Origin of the sequence: Pseudomonas sp. NFX98, assembly GCF_047784845.1 — a bacterium.
Taxonomy (GTDB): domain Bacteria; phylum Pseudomonadota; class Gammaproteobacteria; order Pseudomonadales; family Pseudomonadaceae; genus Aquipseudomonas.
The window spans coordinates 93,168-116,943 of the sequence record NZ_JBLNNF010000002.1 but is presented as its reverse complement, the minus strand read 5'-3'; the positions used below and the strand labels follow the sequence as shown (position 1 = coordinate 116,943).

The following is a 23,776-nucleotide window of genomic DNA, read 5'->3' as shown; positions in this document are numbered from 1 at the left end:
GTGGCACAGGTCCACGATTGGGCAGGGCGTCAATAGATGTTTTTGGAGAACAGCGTGAAGGGGGTTTTGATGAGGATTTTGATGTCCAGCCACAGCGACCATTGGTTGATGTAATTGAGGTCCTGGGCGACGCGCAGCTGCATCTTTTCCACCGTTTCGGTTTCGCCTCGATGCCCGGTGATCTGGGCCAACCCGGTAATTCCTGGTTTGAGGCGGTGACGAGCCATGTAGGCGCGCACTTTGCCGGTGTAATAAATGTTGTGTGTAACGGCATGGGGCCGGGGGCCGACCAGGGCCATCTGGCCGAACAATACGTTGAACAACTGTGGCAATTCGTCGATGGAACTGCGACGCAGGAAGCGTCCGAGCGGCGTGACACGATCATCGTCACGGGTGGCCTGGCGTACGTCACGGTCGTCGTGGAGGCGCATCGAACGAAACTTCCAGACCGTGATCACTTCGCCGTTGCAGCCATGTCGGTTTTGCGTGAACAGCACCGGGCCGGCGGAGGTCATCTTGACGGCAATCGCTACGCCTACCAGCAACGGGCTGAGGACAATAATGGCGATGGCCGCCAGGCTGCGTTCGAACAGGTCCTTGCAAAAAAGACTGGCGGGATGCGAGCTGATCAGGCTCTCGTTGAGATAGATGGCCGGCATTCGTTCTATTTCGGAAATCGAATGATTGAGCAGCACCATGCTGCCGAAATCCGGGATCCACACCACGTCAACGTTCATGTCCAGCAGATCGATGTACAGCGCTTCGATGGTGGCTGCGTGCGCCATCGTCAGGACGATGTAGACGCGGCGTACTTCCAGTCGGGTGATGATCTCGCGGATCTCATCGACATGGCCCAGCAACGGCAAAATGCTCGGTGCCGGCCCGCTGTCATCGGCTGCGGCGATGAAACCCAATGCCAGGGCACGGTTCGGTCGGGTCAGTTTTTTCGCAAGTTCATGGGCCGTCGGACACGTGCCGATGATCACCGAGCGACGTTCCCTGCAGATCATCCGCGAATGCAGCCGGGCGAAGTAGTGCAGGGGCAGAAAGCTCCCGGCCTGGACGACAAAACCCAAAACCGCCCAGACCATAATGACCTGGCGCGAGTAAATCGCACTGGTCTGGGTGAAGAACGCAATGGCCGCCAGGACCGCCAGCAGGATCAGCCAGGCAACCAGTAGCCGACCGAGCCCGACCACCAGGCCATGACGCTTGTGGTAAACCTGCATCATGCTGTAGATCGGCACTGAACCGAGCACAGTCAGGATTATCAGAATGCGGTATCCGCTGGTCAGACTGCCGACTCGCCAATACACGAGAAGCATCAACAGCGCGATCGCCAGCGTCATCGCACACAACCATTGCCCCCAGAACGTCAGGCCTCGGCGGTGTGCCATTTGATTGGTGTAGAGCGGTGTCATGGGCTTGACCTCAAGGGAGGAAGAATGCATCAGCGCTGAGGGAGCAGACACGGCGTGGCTCCCGCAGGCTTTCCGTAGCTCGGCAGAGGTGAAGCTAATTGTTGTGATGGATGAAACAGGTCCGGTGACAGACCGAGGGACCGGGTTTTACCGGGGTGCGAAGTCGTAGTTATAAAACGACTTGGAATGGTGGTAGCCGTACTTGCGCGCCTTGCGCAGGTCTACCTGATTGAGCACTGCGCCAAATACCGGCACGTGGCTTTGTTTCAATGTGGCTATGCCCCTCTGGACCTGGCTGATCGGCGTGCTGTCGGCCTTGACCACATAGATCACCGCGTCTGAATGCCTGGCCAGCAATAGCGCGTCGCTGATCATCTCCGCAGGGGGTGAATCGATAATGATGTGGCGGTAACGCGATTTCAGCGCCTCAAGCATGCGCTCCATGCGCGGTGAGCTGAGCAGATCCTGCGGCGGAGGCTGGCGGGACGGGTTAAGGGCCTCGGCCGGGGAAGGCAGGCGCGGTGCAGTGAACAGATCCGAGGAAGACGGCATGACCATTCCGGCCGGCAGCATGTCCAGATTGCCCACCGAAACGATGCAGTCTTCGAGCCTCGCAGTGCCTGCAATCACATTGGCCAGCCCCGGACTGTCAGGCGCAAAGTCAAAGTTCAGCGAAAGGGTTGGCTGACGCATATCCGCATCGATCAGCAACACACGCTCCAGCGGAGTGAGCGAGCTGGCCAGGTTATTGGCAATGGTGCTTTTGCCTTCACCGGAAACGGTTGAAGTGACCAGTACCACCTGCGACGGCATATCACTGCTTTGCAACATCAGCCAGGTGCGCAAGTTGCGAATGGTCTCGGAGAAGCGCGGGTTCTCATTGTCCTCGAACAATCGCGCCAATTGCCGCCGGCTTTTTTTCAGGACCAGCGGTACCACGCTGAGCAGCGGAACGTTCAACGTGCTTTCAATCGATTCATCAGTCTTGAAGGTGTTGCTCAGTTTGTCCATGAGCAAGGCCAGCGCCATGCCAAACACCGCCGCGACTAATCCGACGATCCCCACAATCAATTTTTTACGAGGCTTGCTTGCTTCTACGGGAACAATGGCCGAGTCGACAATGCGTACTTTGGTGGAGTCCATGTCGGCGGTGGCGGCGGTTTCCTTCAAGCGGGTGACGAAGGTTTCATACAGCGCGCGGGTGCTGTCGACTTCACGCTGGAACTCGCGCAGCTGGAACTCTTTGCGGGCAATGTCCTGGATCTGCGCCTTGTTGCTATTGAAGGATTGGCGCAGCGAGGCTTCACTGGCCGAGGCGAGCTGGTACTGCCGTTCGATCCCGGCGACCACCTGCTGCACTTGCAATTGCAGGCTCGTGGTGGCCGCGCGCAATTCGGACTGCGCGGAAATCAGGCTCGGGTGTTTCGGCCCATAGCGTCCTGCCAGCTCATCGACCTTGGCTTGAGCCTTGGCCCGATCCGCCTGAAATTGCTGGACCAACGGGTTACTCAAGACTGCCGGCACGCTGGAGAGTCGACTCAGATCGCCGTTGCTCAGGGCTTTCGCCTGACGGTACTCGCTCTCGGCTTCGGCGCGGTTACGACGGGCATCAACCATGCGATTGCCGGTCATCTCCAGTTCGTTGGCGCTGATAGTGGCAACACCGCCGACGTCGACGAGCCCTTGCTCTTCCCGATAGCCCTGGAGCTTTTTCTCGGCGACACGCAAGTTGTCGCGCAGCTTGACCAGTCGTGTGTTCATCCAGGCTGTGGTGGCCTGCGAGGATTTCTCGCTGGTGTCCAATTGACTGTCGGTAAAGCCCTGAGCCAGCGCGTTGGCCGCCGCTGCCGCGAGAACCGGGTCCGGCAGTTCGACCTCGATTTCCAGCAGCTGGCTTTTCCCTACGAATTTGACGCTGGTATTGAGCATGAGATTTTGCGTGACCTGATTGAACACGTCGTCTTCGCTGGGCGCGTTTTTTATCGGTACCCATGTGCTCAGTCCCGGCAGCCATTGGTCTAGCTCGAGCTGTGCCAGCCATTTGCGCGGTGTGAACCAAGATGTCGGTTGCTGGCGCGGGTCGGTGATCGGGTTGGTGGTCAGGCCGAGTTTTTTCACCGCGCGTTCGGCAAGCTCTCGCGATTGCAGCAGCGCTTGTTGCGTCTGCAAGTATTCCGTAGCGTTGCTGCCCGAGTCCTTGACTTGCTGGAAAGACATCAGTGGCGGTGTTTTATCGTTGAACAGCAGGGTGGTACTGCCGATGTATTGCGGGGTAATGGCCGAAACCGCGAGGGCCGCCAACGCACAGCAAAGCAGGACCAGTAAGGCGATGTTCCATTTGGCGCGCCAGATCACCCTCCAGAGCGCGAGCAGGTCAATGGTGTCCTTGTCTTCGCTGTACTGTTGATGCTGATGTACATGCGTTTGAAGAGGACGTTCGACGTAGGTGCTAGGGCTGTTGTCCATGATTAGAAAAAGCCTTGTGCAATGGAAATGGTGTCACCGGGGCCAATCGTGGTGTTTCGGGTCACTTCATCGGTGAGCGTGGCGCCGCCATCACCGCGCACGATGGTTACGCGCTTGATCGAAGCCCGTTCGGTCAAGCCACCGCCCAGGGCAATGGCTTTCTCCAGGGTCAGCCCGGGTATGAATGGATAATTACCGGGTTTTTTCACTTCGCCGTTGATGTAGAACGCACGGTATTCGATCTGGCTCAAGCTGACTTTCGGGTCGGTCAGGTACCCTTGTTTAAGTCCGTCGACGATGATTTTTTCGACTTGGTTGGGGGTCAGTCCTTTCGCGGAAATCTCTCCCAGAAAGGGGTAGGAAAACGTCCCGGCATCGCTCAGGCGGATCTTTTTCATGCTCAACTCCGGCTCGCCGAACACGATGATGCGCAAGACGTCGCCGGCAGCCAGTTTGTACTGAGTGTCGGGATCGGCTGCATAGCTATTGGGTAGAACCGCCAGTGCGAACAACAGGCCAAGAGTATGCGATTTCATGGCGAAACCCTCTTAGAGGCTTACGTTGAAGCTGATCTGAACTACGTTGCGGGTAAAACTTTCGTTGTCGGCATCCGAGTCGTTGTCGCGGAACCGATAGCCGAGTTCGATATCCAGCCACCGGCGCATCGCATAAATCACCGCCAGGTTGTAGTCCTGTAAATCGTCCGTGCGGCTCTGGCCTTCGTAGACATACCGACCGAACCCGGCCTGTGCCACGGTGGTGATCCGGTCCGTCCAGCCATGGCGCCAACCGACCTGGGTAAAGGTCGACTTCACGGCATCGGCACCGTCGTCGCCTTCGGCGAGTGCCTGGCGGGCGACAAAGGTGAACGTTGAATAGGTGCGTGGCTTCCATTGCATGTCCACTTGCCAAGTCGGGTTGTCGAGATCCTTGGATTCGCTGCTGTCGAAGTCTTTTTTCTCGTAACCGAGGCGTACTTTACCGGTGGTCTTGGCCGTGATGTCCCAGGCGGCACCGGCGTATAGCGCGTTGGATTTGCTGCTGCGCGTGCTGTTGGGTTCCTGGTAGTCAAAATCGGTATGGTCGTATTCCAGCAGGCCACGGGTATTGCTGCCGATGCGGTGATACCAGGTACTGGTGAGTGCGGTGGTATTTCGTTCTTTGTCGTCGTTGATGCCGTCGGAATTGTCTGAACGAAGCTCCGCGTAGCTGGCGCCCAAATCGATCTGGTTGTCCGCGCTCTTGGCGCCGAAGGTGTACAGACCACCCACCCGTTTGTTGTTGAACTTGTCATTTTCGCCTTCGACCGCCGTCGATTCGGTGCGCTCCCATTTGCGGTACTCGGCTTCGAGTTTCAAACGGTGCCGGTCGGTGAACTCCATGATGCTGTCCGCCCGCACCCGTTGTGCGGTGTACGAGGCATCTGATTCATCGTGGTAAATGTAGCGGGCGGGCTGCCAGATCAGCCGGGTGGCGCTGTTGCGATCTTCGGCCTTGAGCTCGAAATTGGGCACCAGCTTGGTGACCATCGAGGACTGCTTATCGTTCTCCAGCTCCCGGAAGTTATCGTCATAGCTTTCTGAAACCAGAAAGGTCGGAGTGAAATCGAATCCGTAAACATTGATAGGCGCCGGATCGAGACTCCAGGCCACTCCCGGGTAAAGAGAGACCATAAGCAGTGCAAAAGGGCAGCGTGAACTCAAGGCCATGTCATGGCTCCTAGACAAACAGTCAGATATTGGGGTGAAACGAGGATAGCTGACGTTCGAGATCACGTAGTGGCATGCAAATCGTTTGGTTCCGATTCAGAAATTGAAGCAGGATCATGACGCGCTCCGGCCCCTGCGAAGTAATGAAAACTCCCTCGAGTGATGACAGTGGCCCACGGATTATCTGCAAGTGGTCACCGGGTGTAAGCGGCGGGCCATCGCGAGATATCGATGATTCGAAACAGCGCGCACGCAGATGCTCGATGACGTTCTCGGCCACCGTCGCTGGACCATGATTGAATTCGACGAAACGACTGACGCCACGGGTGGAGCGTATGGGCGCCCAATTGTCGTTACCTCCAAGATGGATAAACAGATAACCGGGAAAAAGGGATTCCCGTACCTGCTGTCGTTTTCCACGAATCACGCGCTCACTCAGCACCTGAGGATGAAAAACGGCATAGTGTTGTTGAAGCAGATTGAGATGGGCACGTTCGTCCTGGTGAGGTTTGCATTGCAACAGGTACCAGTTGGAACGCTCGGAGCTGATTGCGGGCATGCTGGTAAACTCCGTAAAAATCGAAAGTTTAGGCAGGCAGTGGCTCTACTGAGGGCCGATAAGTAATTAAGTCAGGCAGAGTTATTGTTATATGCGATGCTCGTAAGTGTGTATCAGTAATGAGTCACAACTGTTGCATGGATGTAACAGTGAACTTGTCTAGTGCGTTATATCTGACAGTCTTTCGGGTATAACCATTGAGTGGTTTTTTAAAGACAAAGCTACCGCACGGTCCTTGTCAGGGAGCAGGATCAAAACAATGAATTCGTAAGTTGCCTAAGGAATAGAGACTACGAAGAAAACTGTATTCGTATTCTATTTCAACAGACCCGTGTAGTTATTGACCACTCTCGACAAGCTGTCAAACGTTCCTTGTCAAAAAAAATGCCATCCATCCAAAAGTAAAGTTGATTTATTTCAAATATTTGATTTTAAAGACGAATTTTTTTCCGTCGAACGGATTAAACTTTTTTATCTGTCCGTAGTCATGGGTTTGGCTAGTTGCCAAGAGGACACTACCCAATATTGGGGCATGGTTATATGAACTGGATCTTGTGATTAAGCGACGCTATAAATAGCTGCCTGAGGTTCAACAAGCGGGTGGGTATTATGACCATTCTGGTGACAGGTGCGGCAGGATTTATTGGACATCACACGGCTAAACGATTGTGCGAGGAAGGTGTTGAAGTTGTCGGTATCGACAACCTCAACGATTACTATAGCGTAAAACTGAAGCTGGCCCGACTCGCGCAACTGAATGAGTTGCCCGGTTTCCGTTTTCAGACGATGGACATTGTCGACAAACCGGCCTTGATGGCGTTATTCAAAGAAGAGGGGTTCACCGAAGTCATTCACCTGGCCGCGCAGGCAGGGGTTCGTCACTCACTGGAAAATCCGGATGTCTACGCGCAATCGAACCTGGTCGGGTTTTTGAATGTGCTGGAAGCCTGTCGACACTATCGACCTGCGCACCTGATATATGCGTCCAGCAGTTCTGTGTACGGCGCTAACAGCAAATTGCCATTCAGCGTCGACGATGCAGTCGAGCAACCCGTTTCCTTGTACGCCGCCACCAAACGCGCCAATGAGTTACTTGCCCACAGCTACTGCCATCTCTACGGGCTGAAAGCCAGCGGGCTTCGTTTTTTTACCGTCTACGGACCTTGGGGCAGGCCGGACATGGCGCTGTTCAAGTTCACCGAAGCAATACTTCAAGGCTGGCCGATCGATATTTACCATCATGGTCAGATGGCGCGGGATTTCACTTACGTTGACGACATTGTCGAAAGCATTGTCCGACTGTGCCCGAGGCCCCCGGTCCCGGAAACCGAGACCGAAGGCGTCAACCGAATATTCAACATAGGGCGCGGCAAGCCGGTCGCGCTGCTGGACTTTGTCGAGTGTCTGGAATCGGCATTGGGCATTAAAGCTCAGCGCAATTTTTTGCCGATGCAGGCTGGCGATGTCATCAATACATGGGCCGATGTTTCGGCGCTGGCAGACTGGGTCGGTTTTTCTCCGCAAGTGGAGATTGAAGCCGGTGTGCCGCAATTTGTGAATTGGTATCGCCACTTTTATCGGGTATGAGTCTCGCTGGCGTTACGGTTTTCTTGAGTTCTCAGCGGCACATGTCGAGATTACAGCAACCGTTCGTCGGGGCTCGCGCACGAATAAAAGAATGGCAAGTCGATGCAATAGCCCCAAAAAAAGAAGGCAGGTTTCCATGCGACCACTGATCCTTGATTTGCCGAATGGGCGTGAGCTCGCCAATGAGCTTGATCTTGCGATCGAGCAGATGATGTGCATCCCGGTTGAGCACATCGGTGGCGCCTTGTGGCTGGAAGCTTCCAACAGACAGCAGCAAGCTTTCAAAAAATGGCGTGAATATCTGCAGCTCATGGCGGATGGGCGTGTACGTGTCGATACGCTGAAAGTCGCGTGAATCATCAGTGTTCAGGGTTTTTCGTTTTCTGCCATTCGTCCAATGCCGGGCACTCGAACGTGGTGTGACTCTCTCACGTTTAAGCACCGAATTTCCGGGCATGAAGACGGAGAGCCACCATGGAAATTGACGAGAACGCCCCTGGCAACAAATCGCAGCAACCGGAAACACGTATGACCGACAACGAAACCGGTCATGACTCCGAGAGGGATGCGCCCGAGGTCCCACTGCCCCCAGACGACGAGGCACCGGTCGACGAAGATTTGACCGATGTATATGCCAATCGCTCGGTGTCGGATGAGCATCCAGAAACGGGTCCTGACAACCGCGTCGACGATCCCGACCCAGCCCGGATGAACGAACTTGACGACGATGAAAGGGAGCAGCGCAATATGCCGGCTAGCGATCCTGAGTCAGGTGCCTGACCACGTTCGAAACATTCCGATTGCCCCCTTGTCGCGGGCTTCTCTAAGGCGACGCAATCCCGTGTCCCACCCCTGACCGGCAATTCTGTCTGGTCCCATTACTGAAAATCAGACGCTGAGGCAAATTTTCAGAACTCAGCGTAGAACTTCCCGGATTTAATCTTTGCATCACACGGCAAAGCCGAGTGCTTCATCACTCGGTTTGCCTTTTTCTATTTGGATTATTTAGGACGGACACCCTCATAAGCGTCTTGCAGCAATTGACGGATCGCCACCGCTTCAATGGGCCTCGGGTTCCAGTAGGGATTAGACAGTGCGATATCGGTGGCGCGATCCAGGTCGGCTTCGGTCAGACCGAGATCTTTGAGTCGGGTCGGTGCGCCGAGAGAGTTGGACAGATCGAAAAGCGCCGCGGCAGGACTGCAGTCATTCACGTTCAGCGCTGGCTAGCATTCCCAGTCAGCGGAGCGAATGACTTGAGTCGCCTGTCAGGATCGGAGCTGGTCGAAGAGCTTTTGCAGAAAAACATCGCCCGCCACTGAGTCTGAAAGCAAGTAATGCCCAGACCAGTTGTCCCAGCCGGCTGCGAGGCTGAATTCAGAACATTGGAAATTCTGGTGAATACTTTCATCAACGCCTATGACAGGTGACCCCAATCGTTTGAACCCTTGAAGTTGGATCAGGTTTTCAGCTAACGATAGCCAACAAGAGTCTGACAACTCGTTGAAACTGGGTGTCAGTTGTCTATTAGCTGCCGTGTCGAGAATTGGGTTCATCTACCGCCGTCTAAGGATTGACACGAAGGGAATGCACAAACGCGGCTGCAGGGGCGTTGTTTAGGTGCCAGATCAAGCTTGAGACCGTTTTATTGCGTTAGCGAGCTGCTCGGCTTTGTTGCGCAACTCAATGAATCTCTCGTTTAGCTCGACATGACCTGGCTTCCAGGAAAGGGCGCCGTCGACGTAGCTTTGACCAAGAACGAGATCATTTAATGAGCCCATTCCGCCGTAGGCTGACAATAGGTACTCAATTCCAAAGTAATCAGAATCCAGCAATAGTGCCCTTGCCTTACGTATCCAAAAGCTCCAATGGGTGTCTCCATCGCTTTCGAGCAGGATTGTAAGCTGAGCAAGAATGCAGATCAGCTCTTCAGTTTTCGGTCCCATTTCTCGACATCGTCCATAGTGAAGCGCGGCATGGGCGGGGTGAACCGCTGTTGAGTATTTCTCGCCGCTAGCTACATAAGCTACTGTTTCGCCATTAGGGTGTCCACAGGCCCCTTCTGGCCGGTAGTTGCCTGTCGCGAAGGGCGGTAACCGACCCCAAGCTGACCTCGGCTTTGCGCCCTTGCCGTCAGCCAATGATGATCGTGCCGACAGCAATCACCGCGCATGCCAATACCTTTCGGACAGTCAGTGTTTCGCCCAAGAAAAAATATCCAATCAATGCCGCGAACAACACGCTGGTTTCGCGCAATGCCGACACCGCTCCCATGGGCGCGGCGGACATGGCGTAGATGACGATGCCATAGGCCAGAAGTGAAACCAGACCTCCAATGAAGGCCGACATGAACCCCGGTCGCAAGGAACATAAACTTTTCGCGTCGCGCACACCGACATACACCAAAGGCATCAGGACGCCCCACAAGGCGCACATCCATACCGTGTATGCCATCGGCGCGCCGGACAGGCGGACGCCAATGCCATCCGTCACGCTATAAGCCGCAATGAAGCAACCGGTTCCCAGGGCGTAAGGCAGACTGGGAACGGCAAGTTTGCGCCCTCTAAAGGCCAGCGAGATGATGCCGCCTGACACCAGTAAAATGCCGATCATCGCCACTGGCCCAACCGTTTCTCCGGCAAAAAGCGAAGCGGCGAGGGTAATCAGGACAGGCGAGGAGCCCCGTGAGATAGGGTAAGTTTGCCCAAGGTCTCCAACCTTATAGCTGCGTACCAGGAACAAGTTGTAGCCAACGTGCAGCACCGCTGAAAGCGCCGCGTAGAACCAGCTGGCTTGGGCCGGAGCTTCCAAAAACAAGGCTATTGTGCCGCTGGCGATGGCTACCGCCACGCACATGATCGTCATCGACCAAAGTCTGTCGGCGCCACCGCGCAATGCGGCATTCCAACTGGCATGCAAGAGTGCTGCGAAAAGTACGAGCAAGATAATGTGATAGGGCATGTGCCATCCTGAGCAATTGGGCGCCACGACTAAAGCGAAGTCCTCGCATCACTTGAAGAGTAATTCCTCATCCCTCATCGATATCTTTTTCCGAATCGTTTCCGGGCGATCGTCCAGAACTATGACTCACTGGTTTTGGCGTAATAAGTAGCGCATAAGATGATTGATATGCAAAGGCAGCTTCCCTGGTAGACGCGTTCCAGCATTTGCTCGACATCTTCGGACGGGCCCGAATCAGCATCTTTGCCGGAAGCTCGCTCATTTAACCGTGAGCACCTGCTCATGACCGACACTTGAAAAGCTCGGGAGGCAGTTCGCTTATGCCCTTGAGTCGGTCTTGAAGAAAGTCGCGCAGCACCCTGACTTTTGTCGAGTAACGTCGATTGGGAAGGTAAGCCATGTAGATTTGATTCCCGGTCAGTGAATTAACAAACCGATATTCAGGCAACACGATTTGCAATTCACCGCTCAAGAGCTGGTCACGCACCAGCCAGATTTCAAATTCTGCAATACCCAGGCCGCCACAGACGGCTTCAAGCAGCAGCTCCGAGTTGTCCGATTGCAGATTACCCTTGGGGAAAATCGAGTGCTTTACGTCATCCTTGGTGAAGTACCAATGCGGGTCGCTGTCAGGGTGCAGGTAGATCAGGCAATTATGTGAGCTGAGTTCGGCGGGGGTGGCTGGAGGGCCGTTGCGTCTGAGATAGTCGGGTGTGGCACACAGCAATGAATCGTTGCGGCAGATTGGATAGGCAACCAGGTTCGCCAGATGATTTTCGCCCTCGTGAATATCGAGATCAAAGCCGCCTACGATCATGTCATTGTGGTTGTCGGTCAACCGCAGATCCATTTGAATACCCGGATACATCTGGAGGAATGGCGCGATCAGCGGTGCGAGGAACCGTCTGCCGAATGCCACCGGCGATACGAGTTTCAACGGGCCGCTGGGCGCCAGGTTGAGGTCGCTGACGACACGCAAGGTGTCGTCCAGATCCGCGATCATCGACAACGCCCGCGCGTGATAGATCTGGCCCGCTTCCGTGAGGGCGACGATGTGTGTGGTGCGGTGCAGCAGGGTCGTGCCCAGGGATTTTTCCAGCGTCGTGATCATGCGGGTCAGGGTTGAAGGGGAGACGTGCATCTCCCGGGCCGCTGCGGAAAAGGTGCCCAGTTCGACCACTTTGACCAGTGCTCTCATGACCCCCAAGTGATCGATACGTGCCGTTTCAGACGTCATGTTGGAAGTGGTTGCCTTTGCGCTGGATGCAAAACCGAATTCTGTTTCGCGATATTCCATCAGTATTTGACTGAATATAGACTCATTTTTGATCGAAGTGCGCACGTCGTTCATCCAACCGACCACGTATTTGCGATAGGGACGTAGACCCCTGTAGCGAACTTTGGAGTATCGAGATCACCATGGATTTCCCCGCACACGTTCCATTGGCCATTGCTACCCGAAACGAACACGTGGAGCGCATCCACTGGGGATCGGTGGCTGTCGTTGATAACGAAGGAAGTTTGCTGGCCTATGCCGGCGACCCCGGTTCGATGATGTTTTCCCGCTCCACGCTCAAGCCATTCCAGGCCATTCCGTTCGTCCGGGATGGCGGAGTCGAGCACTTCGGCTTCTCCGATGAACAAGTGGCCATAATGTGCGCCAGTCACTCGGGCGAAACCGCACACGTGAATGCTGTGAGTGGCATGCTCTCAAAAATCCAGCGAGCGTCCACTGACTTGGGGTGTGGTTGCCATCTGCCCGATTTCTACACGGCGGACAATCTGCCGCCCCAGGGTTTTCGCTACGATCAGCGCCACCACAACTGTTCCGGCAAGCACAGCGGTTTCCTCGCGTATTGCCGCCTGCATGGTTTGCCCAACGAAACCTATCTGTCCCCCGAACATGCCTTGCAGCGCGACATCCAGCGGGTAGTCGCGGCGTTGACAGGGGTTGCGGAGAATCAGCTCTGGACCGGAATCGACGGCTGCAACGCGCCAAACCTGGGCATGCCGTTGTCGCGCCTGGCCCTGTTGTGGGCGCGGTTGGCCAGTGCCGAGGCGGGGGGTGACGCCAGCCTCGATCCCGTATTGCGGCGGCTGTTCGATGCCATGCGCAGCCATCCGGAAATGGTCTCGGGGACCGGTCGCGCCGACTTGGGCATCACGATGTCTTCGAATGGTGACTGGGTTGCGAAAACCGGTGCCGATGGCGTGCAGACGGTCGGTATCCGCAGTCGTGGCTTGGGCGTGGCGGTCAAGATCAGTGACGGCGATTTCGCCAGCGTGTTCGCGGTGACCATTGCCGTGCTCAAACAACTGGGGGTGCTGGATCAGGACAGCGACAATCCGCTGCTGACGCCCTGGGCCGATCCGGTGTTGAGAAGTTACAACGGTTCGCGAGCCGGTCAATTGAAAGCCACGGTGAATTTGAATTTCGTCTAGTTCGGGGTGCCTGCCGGGCACGTGTCAGATCATTGAGGCAGACCAGAAACCATGCAATCGGCTCAATCGTTCACTCAAAAAACGCCTGCCATTTCACTGCGTGCCGTCAACAAGTTTTTCGGCAGTCAGCAAGTGCTGTTTGATGTCGACCTGGAGGTACAGCCTGGTGAGGTGGTGGTGATCATCGGCCCGTCGGGCTCTGGGAAATCGACCCTCTGTCGTTGCATCAACCGCCTGGAAACCGTCACCGATGGCGATATCTTTCTGCACGGCGAGCGCCTGCCGGAAGAGGGTGGGGCGCTGGCCAGGATGCGCGCAAAGGTCGGAATGGTCTTCCAGAGTTTCAACCTGTTTTCCCATCGCACCGCGTTGCAGAACGTCGCGATGGGCCCGCGAAAAGTCCTCGGCATGCGCGGCGCGGATGCAGACGCATGGGCCTTGCAACTGCTTGATCAGGTCGGCCTGGCACACAAGGGCAAGTCCTATCCCGCTGAATTGTCAGGCGGCCAGCAACAGCGTGTGGCATTGGCCCGGTCACTGGCGATGAAACCCAGCGTGATGCTGTTCGACGAACCGACCTCGGCGCTTGATCCGGAAATGGTCAACGAGGTGCTCAAGGTCATGGTCGATCTGGCCCGCACCGGGATGACCATGGTGGTCGTCACCCATGAAATGGGCTTCGCACGCTCCGCCGCCGATCGCATCATTTTCATGGACGCCGGTCGGATCGTCGAAAGTGCTCCGCCCGAGACATTTTTCAGCGCCCCTCGCTCGGAGCGCGCCCGTGAGTTTCTGTCCAAGGTCCTTGCACACTGATTCACTCAACAACATCACAAGAACAAGAGAAAACAACCATGCGCTTAAAACGAATCGCTTCCCTCGGCGTCTCCCTCCTGGCTACCTGCATGTTCGCCTCGGCCGCGTCGGCCTCTACCGTTGAGCAGTTCCCGGCCGATTCGACCATGGCCAAGGTCCAGAAGCGCGGCAAGCTGGTCGTTGGCAGCTCGCTCAATACCCTGATGTTTTCGTCGCGCAACCCCATGACGGGGGATGTTGAAGGTTTCGAGGCTGACCTGGCCCGAATGCTGGCGAAAAGGCTCACCGGTTCCGAAGACAACATCGAATGGGTCAGCACCACACCGGAAAACCGCATTCCGCTGGTCGAAAACAAACGCGTCGACATGGTCATCGCGACCATGACCGTGACCGATGAGCGCAAGAAGGTCATTGGTTTCGCGGGCCCGTACTACCTCGCCGGCCAGGATTCTCTGGTCCGCGCGGATGACGATTCGATCAAAAAGACCGCCGACCTGGATGGCAAGACGGTCTGCGTTCTGAGTGGCACCACCGTAGAGCGCAACCTCAAGCCATTGGCGCCTGCGGCCAAGATCGTGACGTTCAGCGATGCCTCGGCGTGCGTCGAGGGGCTGATCGACAAGCGCTTCGACGCATACGTCGACGACGGTGCGACGCTGGTCGGTGAGTCCATGCGTCAACCCGGAAAAATGCGCGTGGTCGGCACGCCGTTCACCGAAGAACCGTACGGCATTGCCGTCATCAAGGAGGATACGACCTGGCGTGACTGGCTCAACAGCCAACTGAGCGCCGCCATCGAGAATGGCCAGTGGAAGGAAATGTACGGTAAGGATCTGCAAGAGGGACTCGGTGCGCCTCAGGTGCCAGTGATCGAACAGTAAAGAGAGGCAGAGGTGAGCCTGATGTCTTATATCGAACGCTTCCTGGGGGGCATTGCAGTCAGCGTGCAGCTGACCCTGCTGTCCTTTGCCATTGCGATCGTTCTCGGACTGCTTCTGGCGATCATGAGGGTGAGCCCATGGCCACCCTTTCGCTGGTTTGCCAGCAGTTACGTAGAACTCATGCGGATGATGCCGCTGCTGGCGTTATTGTTGTTGTTCACGTTCGGCTTGCCGAAGCTGGGCTTCATGTACTCGCTGTTCACCTCGACGGTCCTGGTACTCGGGCTGTACAGCGCGGCCTGGATCTGCGAGGTGGTGCGGTCGGGCATCAACACCGTGCCCATCGGGCAGATCGAAGCAGCCCGCAGTATCGGCATGCGGTTTGATCAGATACTGGGCGAGGTGGTTTTGCCGCAAGCGGTGCAGTCGGTGATCGCCCCGCTGGGCAATCTGTTCATCATTCAGATCAAGGCGTCCGCTATCGGTGCTGCGATCGGTGTCGCCGACATCACCTATACCGCGCAAAAAATAAACTTCGACACCGCCTTGGCCGTGCCGACGTTCCTCGGTGCAATGGCGGCCTATTTCCTGTTGACCCTTCCCGCGGGCCTGTTCTTCCGCGTCCTTGAGCAAAAAATGGCGGTGCTGCGATGAGCGCGGACAATCTGCTCTACGAACCGCCGGGTCCTGTTGCAAGGCGGCGGAACCGGATCATCTCGGTGGTTGGCGTGGCCCTGTTGTTCTGCTTTATGTACGCGGTCGGGCATCGCCTGGAGGCGAGTGGTCAGTTCGATGCCCATCGCTGGAAAATTTTCCTGCATCCGGGCACCTTGAAGTTCCTGTTTGACGGACTGATGGCGACCTTGCTGGCTGCGGTGATCAGTACGGTACTCGCCTTCAGCCTTGCAGTACCTCTGGCGATGGCGCGGTTGTCGAACCGATTTTGGGTGCGCACGCTGGCGGCGGGCTACATCGGTTGTTTTCGCGCGGTACCGCTGCTGTTGCTGATTCTGTTTACCGTCATCCTGCTGCCTTCGATCGGGTTGCACTGGTCGGCACTGGGCTACCTGATTTTCGGCATGGTGCTGCATCACAGCGCGATGACAGCGGAGGTTGTACGTGCGGGCATTCTTTCGTTGGGGCGCGGGCAGAAGGAGGCCGCGCTTTCCATAGGCATGCGCGATCATCAAGCGATGATGTGGGTGGTATTGCCACAGGCGCTGAAGCTGATGTTGCCAACGCTGGTCAGTGCCGTTCTGGCGATCGTCCAGGACACGTCTTTGGGGTACATCATTCCGTATGAAGAATTGTTGCGACGTTCACAGCAGATATCGAGCTTCGCGCCGCAGTCGTTGTTGCAATCGGCGTTTATTGTCACGGTGATGTACGGGTTTGTCAGTGCGTTGCTGTTGGCACTGCGTCGCTGGATTGAACGTCGACAGGCTTATGATTCTCGCGGTCAGCGAACGAAGACAACTATCACAGAGGGCAACTTTGTCGAAGCGGTTTCGGCTGCTCCAGTCATGCAGTCGGGATTGCGCTCTGCGCCTGATCGAATGTCGGGACGGGATCAATAGCAGCGCTATCTATTCAGCACTGTTCATCCTGTCAGTCCGCAAGACCGGAGCGGCCGCACCTGTCTTTGAAATACAAAACGCCCGATGCGATGCATCGGGCGTTGGGGTGAAACAGGTGTAAACCTATTTCAGGGCTAGACAGGGTCGCAAGCACAGGCTCAACCCCAAATGCCTGCGTTGGTAATCAGTAGCCATACTTCCTGCCATCCTTGAATTCAATATCCGAAAGAATACTCACCTCTTTATCAACGTTATAAAGATTAGTGTTCTTGACCAAATCAGAGCCAGGGAATGGATCAGGTTTAACAGTTTTGTTCTCAGCCGCTTTCAACTTGTCGCGAATCAGCACAATCTCTTCATAGGTCATCTTTGGAACCAGATTAGGATCTGAGCCCGCGTGAGCGCCATAAATGGCAGTGTCTTTATTAATGACATTCAGCGTTGCCGAAACCGAGGCCACGTAATCTTTCATGTTGCCCACAAAAAGCGACGATGGATAAAGATGGTCGCCTGACAACAGCACGTTGTTCTTTTCATCATAAAGCGCCACTTCATCCTGGGTGTGGCCAGGCATGCTGAGCAGCTTCAGTTTGACCCCACCCAGGTCGATCACTTCATTGGGCTCGACCAGGCGGGACACCTTAAACGGTTCGAGCACAAACTTATCGAAATCCCCTAGATACACGGACTCCGGCACATGGTAGAGCCCATCGTCCTGCTTGAATTTGCGCGTGAATTCGGTATCCAGCAGATAGATGCTGTCGAAGTTGTGCAGGCCGGCGATATGGTCGAAATGCAGGTGCGAGGGCAGCACGGACAGCGGTTTTTGCGTGATGCTCTTGACGATTTTGGTGATGTCTTCTTTTTGCTCGGCGCCGGCATCGAGCATCAAGGCCTTGTCATTGCCGATAATCAGATAAGAATAATTGGCTTGGTAATAAGTCGGTTCGCCAATGGCGTAAAGGTTGTCGCTTAGTTTATGCACGACGAAATTGGATTTCTCTTTTGGGGCGTCTTCGGCGTTAGCGTTTAAAACAAAGGCCGCAGCCAGGGTGAGGGCAAAGGCTATTTTTTTATTATTGATTTTCATGGGTGAAACTTCCTCGTGGTGGAGCGCTCAGTCAAAACCAATACGAGGTCGCCAATCAATCGATAAGTATTAAAGTGTTTATCGTTAGAAAATCTAAACATTGGTCGAAAACGGCGCGGGCCTTTCATTGACGGAGTCTACGGGATCAGTTATTACCTGCCGAACCATCACGATCGACTAACCTGGGCCGTCACCAATGAGCTTGCCACCCCTCCACAGTTTCAAGGTGTTCGAGTGCGTTGCGCGGCTGGGCAACATCAGTGCGGCGGCGGATGAACTGCATGTCACCTCCGGCGCTGTAAGCCAGCAGTTGAAAGCACTTCAAGCCAGCCTGGGCGTGGAATTGTTGGTCAAACAGGGGCGGCAATTGGTGCTGACCGACAGCGGCAGGGTGTTGCAGAAACACGTGGCCAGCGCGATCAGGGAGATCGGCGGGGCGGTTTCGGTCCTGCGCAACGCCACCGTCAGGCCTGATGAGGTCAAGCCGCTGACCCTGTCCATTCCGGGAGCCTATGGTCTTTCCTGGCTGGCGGCGCGGCTGTTTACCTTTATGGATGAGAACCGTCACATCAAGCTCAATGTCATCAGCGAGGTCAGCTACGGTCTGGTTGACTGGCGTCGTGCGGATGTTGCCGTGACCTATGGAACGCCGCCCGGTGCCGGTTTCTGGTGGCGCCTGCTGCACGGCATTCGCATGACGCCCGTATGCAGTCCGCAGTTGTTGCGTGGCGACCGGGCCATTCGTCAACTGTCCGACCTTACCCATCATCGCCTGTTGCATGAAGACGACGGGGCGCAGTGGCGGCGCTGGCTGACCGAAGCCCGTTGTCATGAGCGCGAATACACGGATGTCCATTTCGACGATTTTGGCATGGTGCTTCAGGGTGCTATCGACGGCTTTGGCGTCGCCCTCAGCGATGAACTCGTGTCGGCCAGGGACCTGGATGACGGCCGGCTGGTTCAGCCCTTCACGCTGAGCGTTCCGGCCCTGCATAACTACTACTGTGTGTGTAATGACAGCAGCCGGGGCCGCCCCGAAGTCGATGAGTTTATCGAATGGCTCGGCTCCAGTACCTGATCAGTGCCCCATCAGGCATCGACGGGAATGCTGATGCTTTTGGTGAGCTCTTTCAGCAGTTGGGTATTGAGCTTGAACGCCTGCCAGAACAACTGGATGTCCAGCATCTGCTCAGGGGCCAATTCGATTAGATGACCACTTTCACAGGCTTCGCGAATCAGTTTTTCCGGCGCCATGCACCAGCCCAATCCCATCATTGCCGCTTCGATCAAGCCTCGCGAACTGGGTATGTAGTGCACCGGCATTTGCACTGACTGGCCGAACTGTTGCTGGCAGAAGCGCTCGCTCATGGTGTCTTGCCGATCAAACAGAATGGTCGGCGCACGCTCCAGCGCCTGCCGGGTAAAACCCTTGGCAAAGTACTCTTCCTGGAACGCGCGGGTCGCGACGGCCTTGTAGCGCATGGCCCCGATCGCCTTGATCTCGCAGCCTCTGACAGGCTTGGGATCGGTTGTTATCGCGGCAATGGCGGTGCCATCACGCAACAGTTGATTGGTGTGTTCGTGATCGCCCATGCGCAGGTCCAGCGACACGTCATGGGCCTTGATCACCGGCAGGATAGCCGGCAGGAACCAGGCGGAGAGTGAGTCATCGTTCAAGGCAATCGTCAGCCGGGTACTGACCGTATTATTGGCCTCGCTCAATTCCTGGCGGGCGTCCATTTGCAGCATCCGAACCTGTTGCGCCAAGCGCAGCACGACTTCCCCCGCTGGCGTGACTTGGGTCGGCAGCAAGCGCTTGACCAGCAGCGTGCCGACACTCTCTTCCAATTGCTTGATCCGATGGGATACCGCCCCCGGCGTGACATGCAGCACTCGGGCGGCTGCCTCGAAGCTTTCTTCCTCGATGACGGCCAGGAATGTCATCAGATCACGGGTGTCGAGCATGGTGCCTCTGGTTTAGTTTTTTTAAAGATAGGCTAATTTATTTAGCTTGAGGATACCTGCGGCGTTGAGTCTACTCAATGGGCCGGGCTAACGCGCCACGGCTTCTACAGGAGTCTTCGACCATGAATACGCACACCACCCACGCCCCGGTTCGGCCCTTTCTGAACTGGCCCATCGCAACCAATCCGAGGGCCCAGCCAACCCAAGTGGCGCTGCTCGGGCTGCCGCACAGCGAGCCATATCCGGGCAACCCGCATCCCAATGACCAGGCCCGTGCCCCGGACGCCATTCGCTGGCAATCCGGTCAGTTCTGCGATGGGCAGGAACATTGGGATTTCGATCTGGGCGCCGAATTGTCCAGCGTGCTGCCGCCTCACTGCGTCGACTACGGCAACATGCCCTGGGCCAACGGAAGCTACGACGAACACGCCGCACAGGTCACCGAATTGCTGGCCAGCCTCTGGGGTGATGGGGCGCAGGTGTTCATCCTGGGGGGCGATCATGGTGTGACCATTCCGGCGCTGGATGCCCTGTCGGTACTGCAGACCCCTGTTCACATTCTGCACATCGATGCGCATCTGGACTGGCGGGCCGAGGTCAATGGCGTGCGTCGCGGCTACAGCAGCCCGCTGCGCTGGGCTGGTGAGAAGCCGTGGATTTCCGGAATGACCCAAATCGGTATGCGCGGCACCGGTAGCGCCCGACGCGAAGAGTTCGCCGCGGCACAGGCCTACGGATCGCGGATCTTCACCGCAGAACAGGTTCACGCGGGCGGCATCGAGCCGGTACTGGCCACGATCCCCAAAGGCGCTGCGGTGTATATCACCGTCGACGCCGACGGGCTGGACCCTTCCGGCATGCCAGGTGTGCTGGCACCGTCACCGGGGGGCCTGCGTTTCGACCAGATAGCACCGCTATTGCGGGCCGTTTCGCGCGATTGCACCGTGGTGGGGATGGATGTCGTGGAAGTGGCGCCCAGCTTCGATGCCAGCAATGCCATCACCTGCATCACCGCCGGCAGAATGATCCTGAACGTGCTGGGTGCTTCATGGGGTCATGGCGGCGCTTACCGTCATCGCAAGTGAGTCATCGATTTAAAACCGACGCAGTTGCATCTGCTTACTTTCCCCAAGTCCAATAAAAAACAGGAATATCCATCATGAGTATGATCAAGTTGATCGGACTCTTCGCGCTCGCCCTGACGTCGACGCTGGCAGTTTCGGAAGAGTCCAGAACAGTGCGCATCGGGATAGAACCCAGCTATCCACCGTTCTCCTACAAGACAGCCGATGGCGGCACGGCGGGTTTTGATTTTGATATCGGCAATGCAATCTGCGAGCAGATGAAAGTCAAGTGCGTGTGGGTCGATCAGGAGTTCGACGGGCTGATCCCTTCACTTAAAGTTAGAAAGATAGATGCCATTCTTTCTTCGATGTTGATTACCTCGGAACGCTTGAAGTCCGTGGATTTCACTCAGCAATACTATCGAAGCATGCCGGCCAACCTGGTCATGAAATCGGGATCGGTCATCAATAATCCTCTGGTCGATCTCAAGGGGAAAAAGGTCGGTGTACAGCAAGGCACTACCAACGACCGTTTTGCCTCCGAGGTACTGACCCCAGCCGGGGTCGATGTGGTGCGTTACGGCTCTCAGGGCCAGTTGTTTCTGGATCTGGTGGCGGGGCGACTGGATGCCGGGCTGGCCGATGTCGTGAATATCTACGAAGGCTTCCTCAATACCGACTCCGGTAAAGGTTTCGCAGTGGTCGGGCCTGACTTCGATGACCCGAAATACTTTGGCGATGGCAACGGCATTGCGGTGCGCAAGGGTGATAAAGCGCTGCTGGAACAGCTCAATTCGGCGATTGCTGCGGTTCACGCCAATGGCACCTGCAAACGTCTGCAGGAGAAGTATTTCAAGTTTGAAGTGTGCGGTAATTGAGGGTGTTTAGTTAGCAGAGGCCCCCTGGAACTATGGTTTCAGGGGGTTCTTAACCAAACAAGAGGAATATATGCAGCTCGATGAAGTTGAGTTGTTCGCGCTGGAGCATTTGTTCGACGCGAGCAACACAGGTAATCCGGTTCCGGCGGTCAACGCTGATCACTACAGGGTGCAGGAGCGGGCTATCACCACCGCCGGATTCTTTTCAATCCTCAAGTGCATTCAGCCCTCGGGCGCGGTACCGCCGATACAGGAAACCTGCAAACCGTTCAGTCATCCACGGTTACGAAAAGGCGGCGTGTTTATCTGTTGGGTGGAGAGTGATCTAACGATTTGTCTGGAGGGCGTCGCTGAACGGAAAAAATGGCCATCAGAACTATTGCCGCTTGCTTTGCATCGGTTTGGTAATCATGGCAGTCCCCTTGGGTGATCAATAGAGCGGCCAACTCCCACTACCTGTACTAGGTTGACAGTGACTTCGCTCGTGAGCTGGAGAAACGATATGCCGATTTCAAAGGTGATCGTGCTTTTAGGGGTGTGGGTGATAACGGAGGCCAGTGCTTTGGATGCGCCGCCAGAAGTTCAGGCGTGCGTTGCCTGTCATGGCGCAAAGGGTGAGGGAACGCCCCAAGGTCCAATGCTGGCTGGACTTTCCGAGCCCTACCTCAGTGCCCAGATCGAGAACTTCATTGCCGGCCGGCGTAGCAATGCAGTGATGTCTGCCATTGCGCAAGGCTACAGCGATGTGAAATTACGCAATCAAGTCACAACATATTTCGCCGGGCAGGGCACAACGCTCACGTTGCGCTTACGTGGGGCGCAAGTCGATACGCTGCTTGCTGAGCAACTTTACTACCAGGGTGACTTGCGGCGCGATCTCCCGGCTTGTTACAGCTGCCACGGTCCAAGCGCTATCGGTAGCGGTCCGTTTCCTCGGTTGGCCGGACAACAGGCTGCTTATTTGAAAGAGCAGCTATTGGCCTGGAAAAGTCGTCAGCGAAGCGGTGATCCGGACAACATGATGGGCAACATCGCTCAGAAGTTGAGTGCGCAGGACATCGATGCGTTGTCTGGCTACCTTTCAGGTATTCGATAAGGAGAAGTCGATGATGACCGGGCACAGGTTGATGGCGGTGTGGATGTTTTTTCCCTTGCAGGCCATGGCAGAGGGGCCAGACATGAATGTGCAAGTCCAGGGACAGGCCAAGAGTGTCACGCCCATCGACTTCGCGCCTCGCGCGCTGACAAGCATCCCCAAAGGGGTTTTTGGTGACAAGGTGCGGCGAGGATATGAACTGTTTGTCGATACTCAACAATTGAAAGGAAGTTATGTCGGCAACCAGCTCAACTGTACCAATTGTCATCTGGGCAACGGCGCAAAAGCCTATTCGGCTCCATTGTGGGCAGCCTATCTCGCGTATCCGGTCTTTCGCGTGAAAGATAATCACGTCGACACTTTTGCAGAGCGAGTTCAAGCCTGTTTCAACTACTCAATAAACGGCAAGGCACCTGCCCTGGATTCGCCGGAACTGGTGGCGATATCCGCTTATTCGTACTGGATGCTGATGGGGGGATTGCTGGATAAGTCCGGTATGACTGACGCACCAGTGCCTGAACTGACTGACACGGAGCTTCAGCTGGGTGGCAGCGACAACTCATTTGAACTGCCTGAGCCGATAGCGCAAACGATAAATACTGTCGGCCGTCGGAACATGCCCGGTCGGGGGTTCGCAACGATTCCCGCACCACAGTCCCCACCTTCTCCGGATCGAGGACATCCGGTTTACGTTCAGCACTGTGCTGTTTGTCATGGCGCGAAAGGAGAGGGCACCAAGATGGGGGGCGCGCCGATCATGCCTGCACTATGGGGTGATGATTCCTATAATTGGGGGGCTGGCATGCATCGAATCAATACAGCGGCTCAATTCATTTTCGAGAACATGCCGCTGGGTAAATCCGTCCAGCTCAGTGCGCAACAGGCCTGGGATGTAGCCGCCTATGTAAACAGTCAGGAGCGCCCGCAAGATCCGCGGTTTAAAGGCAACGTTGCCAGCACGGCTAAAACGTTTCATAGCGGGGAGCAATGCTTCTATGGGCAAACTGTGGATGGCGAGATTTTAGGGCGTGAAGCGCTTCCGCTGACGAGTAAACCGAAGGGCAATTAATCGATTTCACTTTAAGACGGTTCGGCAGTGGACTCACAGACTATGGCGAAGCACATTCACGGCTCCTGATTTTGCAGCTGGCGTTCACTGCCCTGTGATCGAGAATTTCTATCCGGGTGGACGACGGCCCTCAGTGCTGCGGCGTAATCCATCAGCAGGCCAGGTGTCCAGGCCATGGTCAGCGCCCTTTTGCGT

24 protein-coding genes and 1 pseudogene are annotated in these 23,776 nt (G+C 56.0%); 14 read left to right on the top strand and 11 right to left on the bottom strand.

All coding sequences use genetic code 11. The features are described 5' to 3' along the window. Nucleotides 1-29: 29 nt before the first annotated feature. From ACM110_RS02970 to rfaH, 5 genes are all read right to left on the bottom strand, one after another. On the bottom strand, nucleotides 30-1,421 hold the full coding sequence (locus tag ACM110_RS02970; protein WP_416126755.1) for an undecaprenyl-phosphate glucose phosphotransferase: 1,392 nt from the start codon (nucleotides 1,419-1,421) through the stop codon (nucleotides 30-32). A gap of 147 nt (nucleotides 1,422-1,568) precedes the next feature. Then, entirely contained in the window at nucleotides 1,569-3,887 is a 2,319-nt protein-coding gene (locus tag ACM110_RS02965; RefSeq protein ID WP_416126492.1) for a GumC family protein, read from the bottom strand. 2 nt (nucleotides 3,888-3,889) lie between these two features. Further along, a complete protein-coding gene (locus tag ACM110_RS02960) occupies nucleotides 3,890-4,423 on the bottom strand; it encodes a polysaccharide biosynthesis/export family protein (protein ID WP_338581142.1) in 534 nt (177 codons plus the stop codon). Nucleotides 4,424-4,435: 12 nt separating this feature from the next. Continuing rightward, nucleotides 4,436-5,596, bottom strand: coding sequence for an outer membrane beta-barrel protein (locus ACM110_RS02955; protein ID WP_416126491.1), 1,161 nt, complete (start codon nucleotides 5,594-5,596; stop codon nucleotides 4,436-4,438). 22 nt (nucleotides 5,597-5,618) lie between these two features. Next, nucleotides 5,619-6,155, bottom strand: coding sequence for a transcription/translation regulatory transformer protein RfaH (gene rfaH / locus ACM110_RS02950; protein WP_416126490.1), 537 nt, complete (start codon nucleotides 6,153-6,155; stop codon nucleotides 5,619-5,621). A gap of 609 nt (nucleotides 6,156-6,764) precedes the next feature. Between rfaH and ACM110_RS02945 the strand changes: the two genes are divergently transcribed. From ACM110_RS02945 to ACM110_RS02935, 3 genes are all read left to right on the top strand, one after another. Next, entirely contained in the window at nucleotides 6,765-7,742 is a 978-nt protein-coding gene (locus ACM110_RS02945; RefSeq protein ID WP_416126489.1) for an NAD-dependent epimerase, read from the top strand. 136 nt (nucleotides 7,743-7,878) lie between these two features. Continuing rightward, nucleotides 7,879-8,097 carry a hypothetical protein gene (locus ACM110_RS02940; RefSeq protein WP_416126488.1) on the top strand — a complete coding sequence of 73 codons (219 nt, stop codon included), beginning with the start codon at nucleotides 7,879-7,881 and terminating at the stop codon, nucleotides 8,095-8,097. Nucleotides 8,098-8,216: 119 nt separating this feature from the next. Then, entirely contained in the window at nucleotides 8,217-8,522 is a 306-nt protein-coding gene (locus ACM110_RS02935; protein WP_416126487.1) for a hypothetical protein, read from the top strand. Nucleotides 8,523-8,743: 221 nt separating this feature from the next. Here the strand turns inward: ACM110_RS02935 and ACM110_RS02930 are convergent. The 4 genes and pseudogenes from ACM110_RS02930 to ACM110_RS02915 all read right to left on the bottom strand — a co-directional run. Next, a pseudogene (locus tag ACM110_RS02930) lies at nucleotides 8,744-8,965 on the bottom strand (maleylacetate reductase); the annotation flags it as partial. 405 nt (nucleotides 8,966-9,370) lie between these two features. Then, nucleotides 9,371-9,688 carry a DUF6966 domain-containing protein gene (locus tag ACM110_RS02925; protein ID WP_416126486.1) on the bottom strand — a complete coding sequence of 106 codons (318 nt, stop codon included), beginning with the start codon at nucleotides 9,686-9,688 and terminating at the stop codon, nucleotides 9,371-9,373. Nucleotides 9,689-9,875: 187 nt separating this feature from the next. Next, entirely contained in the window at nucleotides 9,876-10,703 is an 828-nt protein-coding gene (locus ACM110_RS02920) for an EamA family transporter (RefSeq protein ID WP_416126485.1), read from the bottom strand. Between the two features lie 280 nt (nucleotides 10,704-10,983). Next, nucleotides 10,984-12,054, bottom strand: coding sequence for a LysR family transcriptional regulator (locus ACM110_RS02915; protein ID WP_416126484.1), 1,071 nt, complete (start codon nucleotides 12,052-12,054; stop codon nucleotides 10,984-10,986). Nucleotides 12,055-12,122: 68 nt separating this feature from the next. Here ACM110_RS02915 and ACM110_RS02910 point away from each other — a divergent pair, with 68 nt between their 5' ends. From ACM110_RS02910 to ACM110_RS02890, 5 genes are read left to right on the top strand one after another with little or no spacing between them, the layout of a single operon-like run. Continuing rightward, the gene (locus ACM110_RS02910) at nucleotides 12,123-13,145 is read left to right on the top strand and encodes an asparaginase (RefSeq protein ID WP_416126483.1); all 1,023 of its coding nucleotides are present in this window, start codon (nucleotides 12,123-12,125) and stop codon (nucleotides 13,143-13,145) included. Nucleotides 13,146-13,196: 51 nt separating this feature from the next. Continuing rightward, nucleotides 13,197-13,961 carry an amino acid ABC transporter ATP-binding protein gene (locus ACM110_RS02905; RefSeq protein ID WP_416126482.1) on the top strand — a complete coding sequence of 255 codons (765 nt, stop codon included), beginning with the start codon at nucleotides 13,197-13,199 and terminating at the stop codon, nucleotides 13,959-13,961. A 38-nt stretch (nucleotides 13,962-13,999) separates the two neighbouring features. Next, nucleotides 14,000-14,842, top strand: coding sequence for a glutamate ABC transporter substrate-binding protein (locus ACM110_RS02900; RefSeq protein ID WP_416126481.1), 843 nt, complete (start codon nucleotides 14,000-14,002; stop codon nucleotides 14,840-14,842). A 21-nt stretch (nucleotides 14,843-14,863) separates the two neighbouring features. Beyond that, the gene (locus ACM110_RS02895) at nucleotides 14,864-15,496 is read left to right on the top strand and encodes an amino acid ABC transporter permease (protein ID WP_339552300.1); all 633 of its coding nucleotides are present in this window, start codon (nucleotides 14,864-14,866) and stop codon (nucleotides 15,494-15,496) included. Beyond that, nucleotides 15,493-16,419, top strand: coding sequence for an amino acid ABC transporter permease (locus tag ACM110_RS02890; protein ID WP_416126480.1), 927 nt, complete (start codon nucleotides 15,493-15,495; stop codon nucleotides 16,417-16,419). Before ACM110_RS02895 ends, ACM110_RS02890 begins: the two co-directional genes overlap by 4 nt. Before the next feature lie 184 nt (nucleotides 16,420-16,603). Here ACM110_RS02890 and ACM110_RS02885 read toward each other — a convergent pair whose 3' ends face one another. Then, nucleotides 16,604-17,509 (bottom strand): MBL fold metallo-hydrolase, encoded by a 906-nt coding sequence (locus ACM110_RS02885; RefSeq protein WP_416126479.1) that lies wholly within the window; start codon nucleotides 17,507-17,509, stop codon nucleotides 16,604-16,606. 196 nt (nucleotides 17,510-17,705) lie between these two features. On the opposite strand from ACM110_RS02885, the gene ACM110_RS02880 reads away from it, so the two are divergent. Further along, nucleotides 17,706-18,587, top strand: coding sequence for a LysR substrate-binding domain-containing protein (locus tag ACM110_RS02880; RefSeq protein WP_416126478.1), 882 nt, complete (start codon nucleotides 17,706-17,708; stop codon nucleotides 18,585-18,587). Nucleotides 18,588-18,598: 11 nt separating this feature from the next. Here ACM110_RS02880 and ACM110_RS02875 read toward each other — a convergent pair whose 3' ends face one another. Beyond that, a complete protein-coding gene (locus tag ACM110_RS02875; RefSeq protein WP_416126477.1) occupies nucleotides 18,599-19,474 on the bottom strand; it encodes a LysR family transcriptional regulator ArgP in 876 nt (291 codons plus the stop codon). A gap of 122 nt (nucleotides 19,475-19,596) precedes the next feature. Between ACM110_RS02875 and ACM110_RS02870 the strand changes: the two genes are divergently transcribed. The 5 genes from ACM110_RS02870 (at nucleotide 19,597) to ACM110_RS02850 (ending at nucleotide 23,581) form a co-directional block, all read left to right on the top strand. Continuing rightward, nucleotides 19,597-20,559: an arginase family protein gene (locus ACM110_RS02870; RefSeq protein WP_416126476.1), complete on the top strand. Its 963-nt coding sequence runs from the start codon at nucleotides 19,597-19,599 to the stop codon at nucleotides 20,557-20,559. Nucleotides 20,560-20,633: 74 nt separating this feature from the next. After that, nucleotides 20,634-21,416 (top strand): ABC transporter substrate-binding protein, encoded by a 783-nt coding sequence (locus ACM110_RS02865; RefSeq protein WP_416126475.1) that lies wholly within the window; start codon nucleotides 20,634-20,636, stop codon nucleotides 21,414-21,416. 70 nt (nucleotides 21,417-21,486) lie between these two features. Continuing rightward, nucleotides 21,487-21,846, top strand: coding sequence for a hypothetical protein (locus ACM110_RS02860; RefSeq protein WP_416126474.1), 360 nt, complete (start codon nucleotides 21,487-21,489; stop codon nucleotides 21,844-21,846). 72 nt (nucleotides 21,847-21,918) lie between these two features. Then, nucleotides 21,919-22,512, top strand: coding sequence for a c-type cytochrome (locus tag ACM110_RS02855; protein ID WP_416126473.1), 594 nt, complete (start codon nucleotides 21,919-21,921; stop codon nucleotides 22,510-22,512). Between the two features lie 10 nt (nucleotides 22,513-22,522). After that, nucleotides 22,523-23,581, top strand: coding sequence for a c-type cytochrome (locus ACM110_RS02850; RefSeq protein WP_416126472.1), 1,059 nt, complete (start codon nucleotides 22,523-22,525; stop codon nucleotides 23,579-23,581). Nucleotides 23,582-23,776 lie beyond the last annotated feature (195 nt).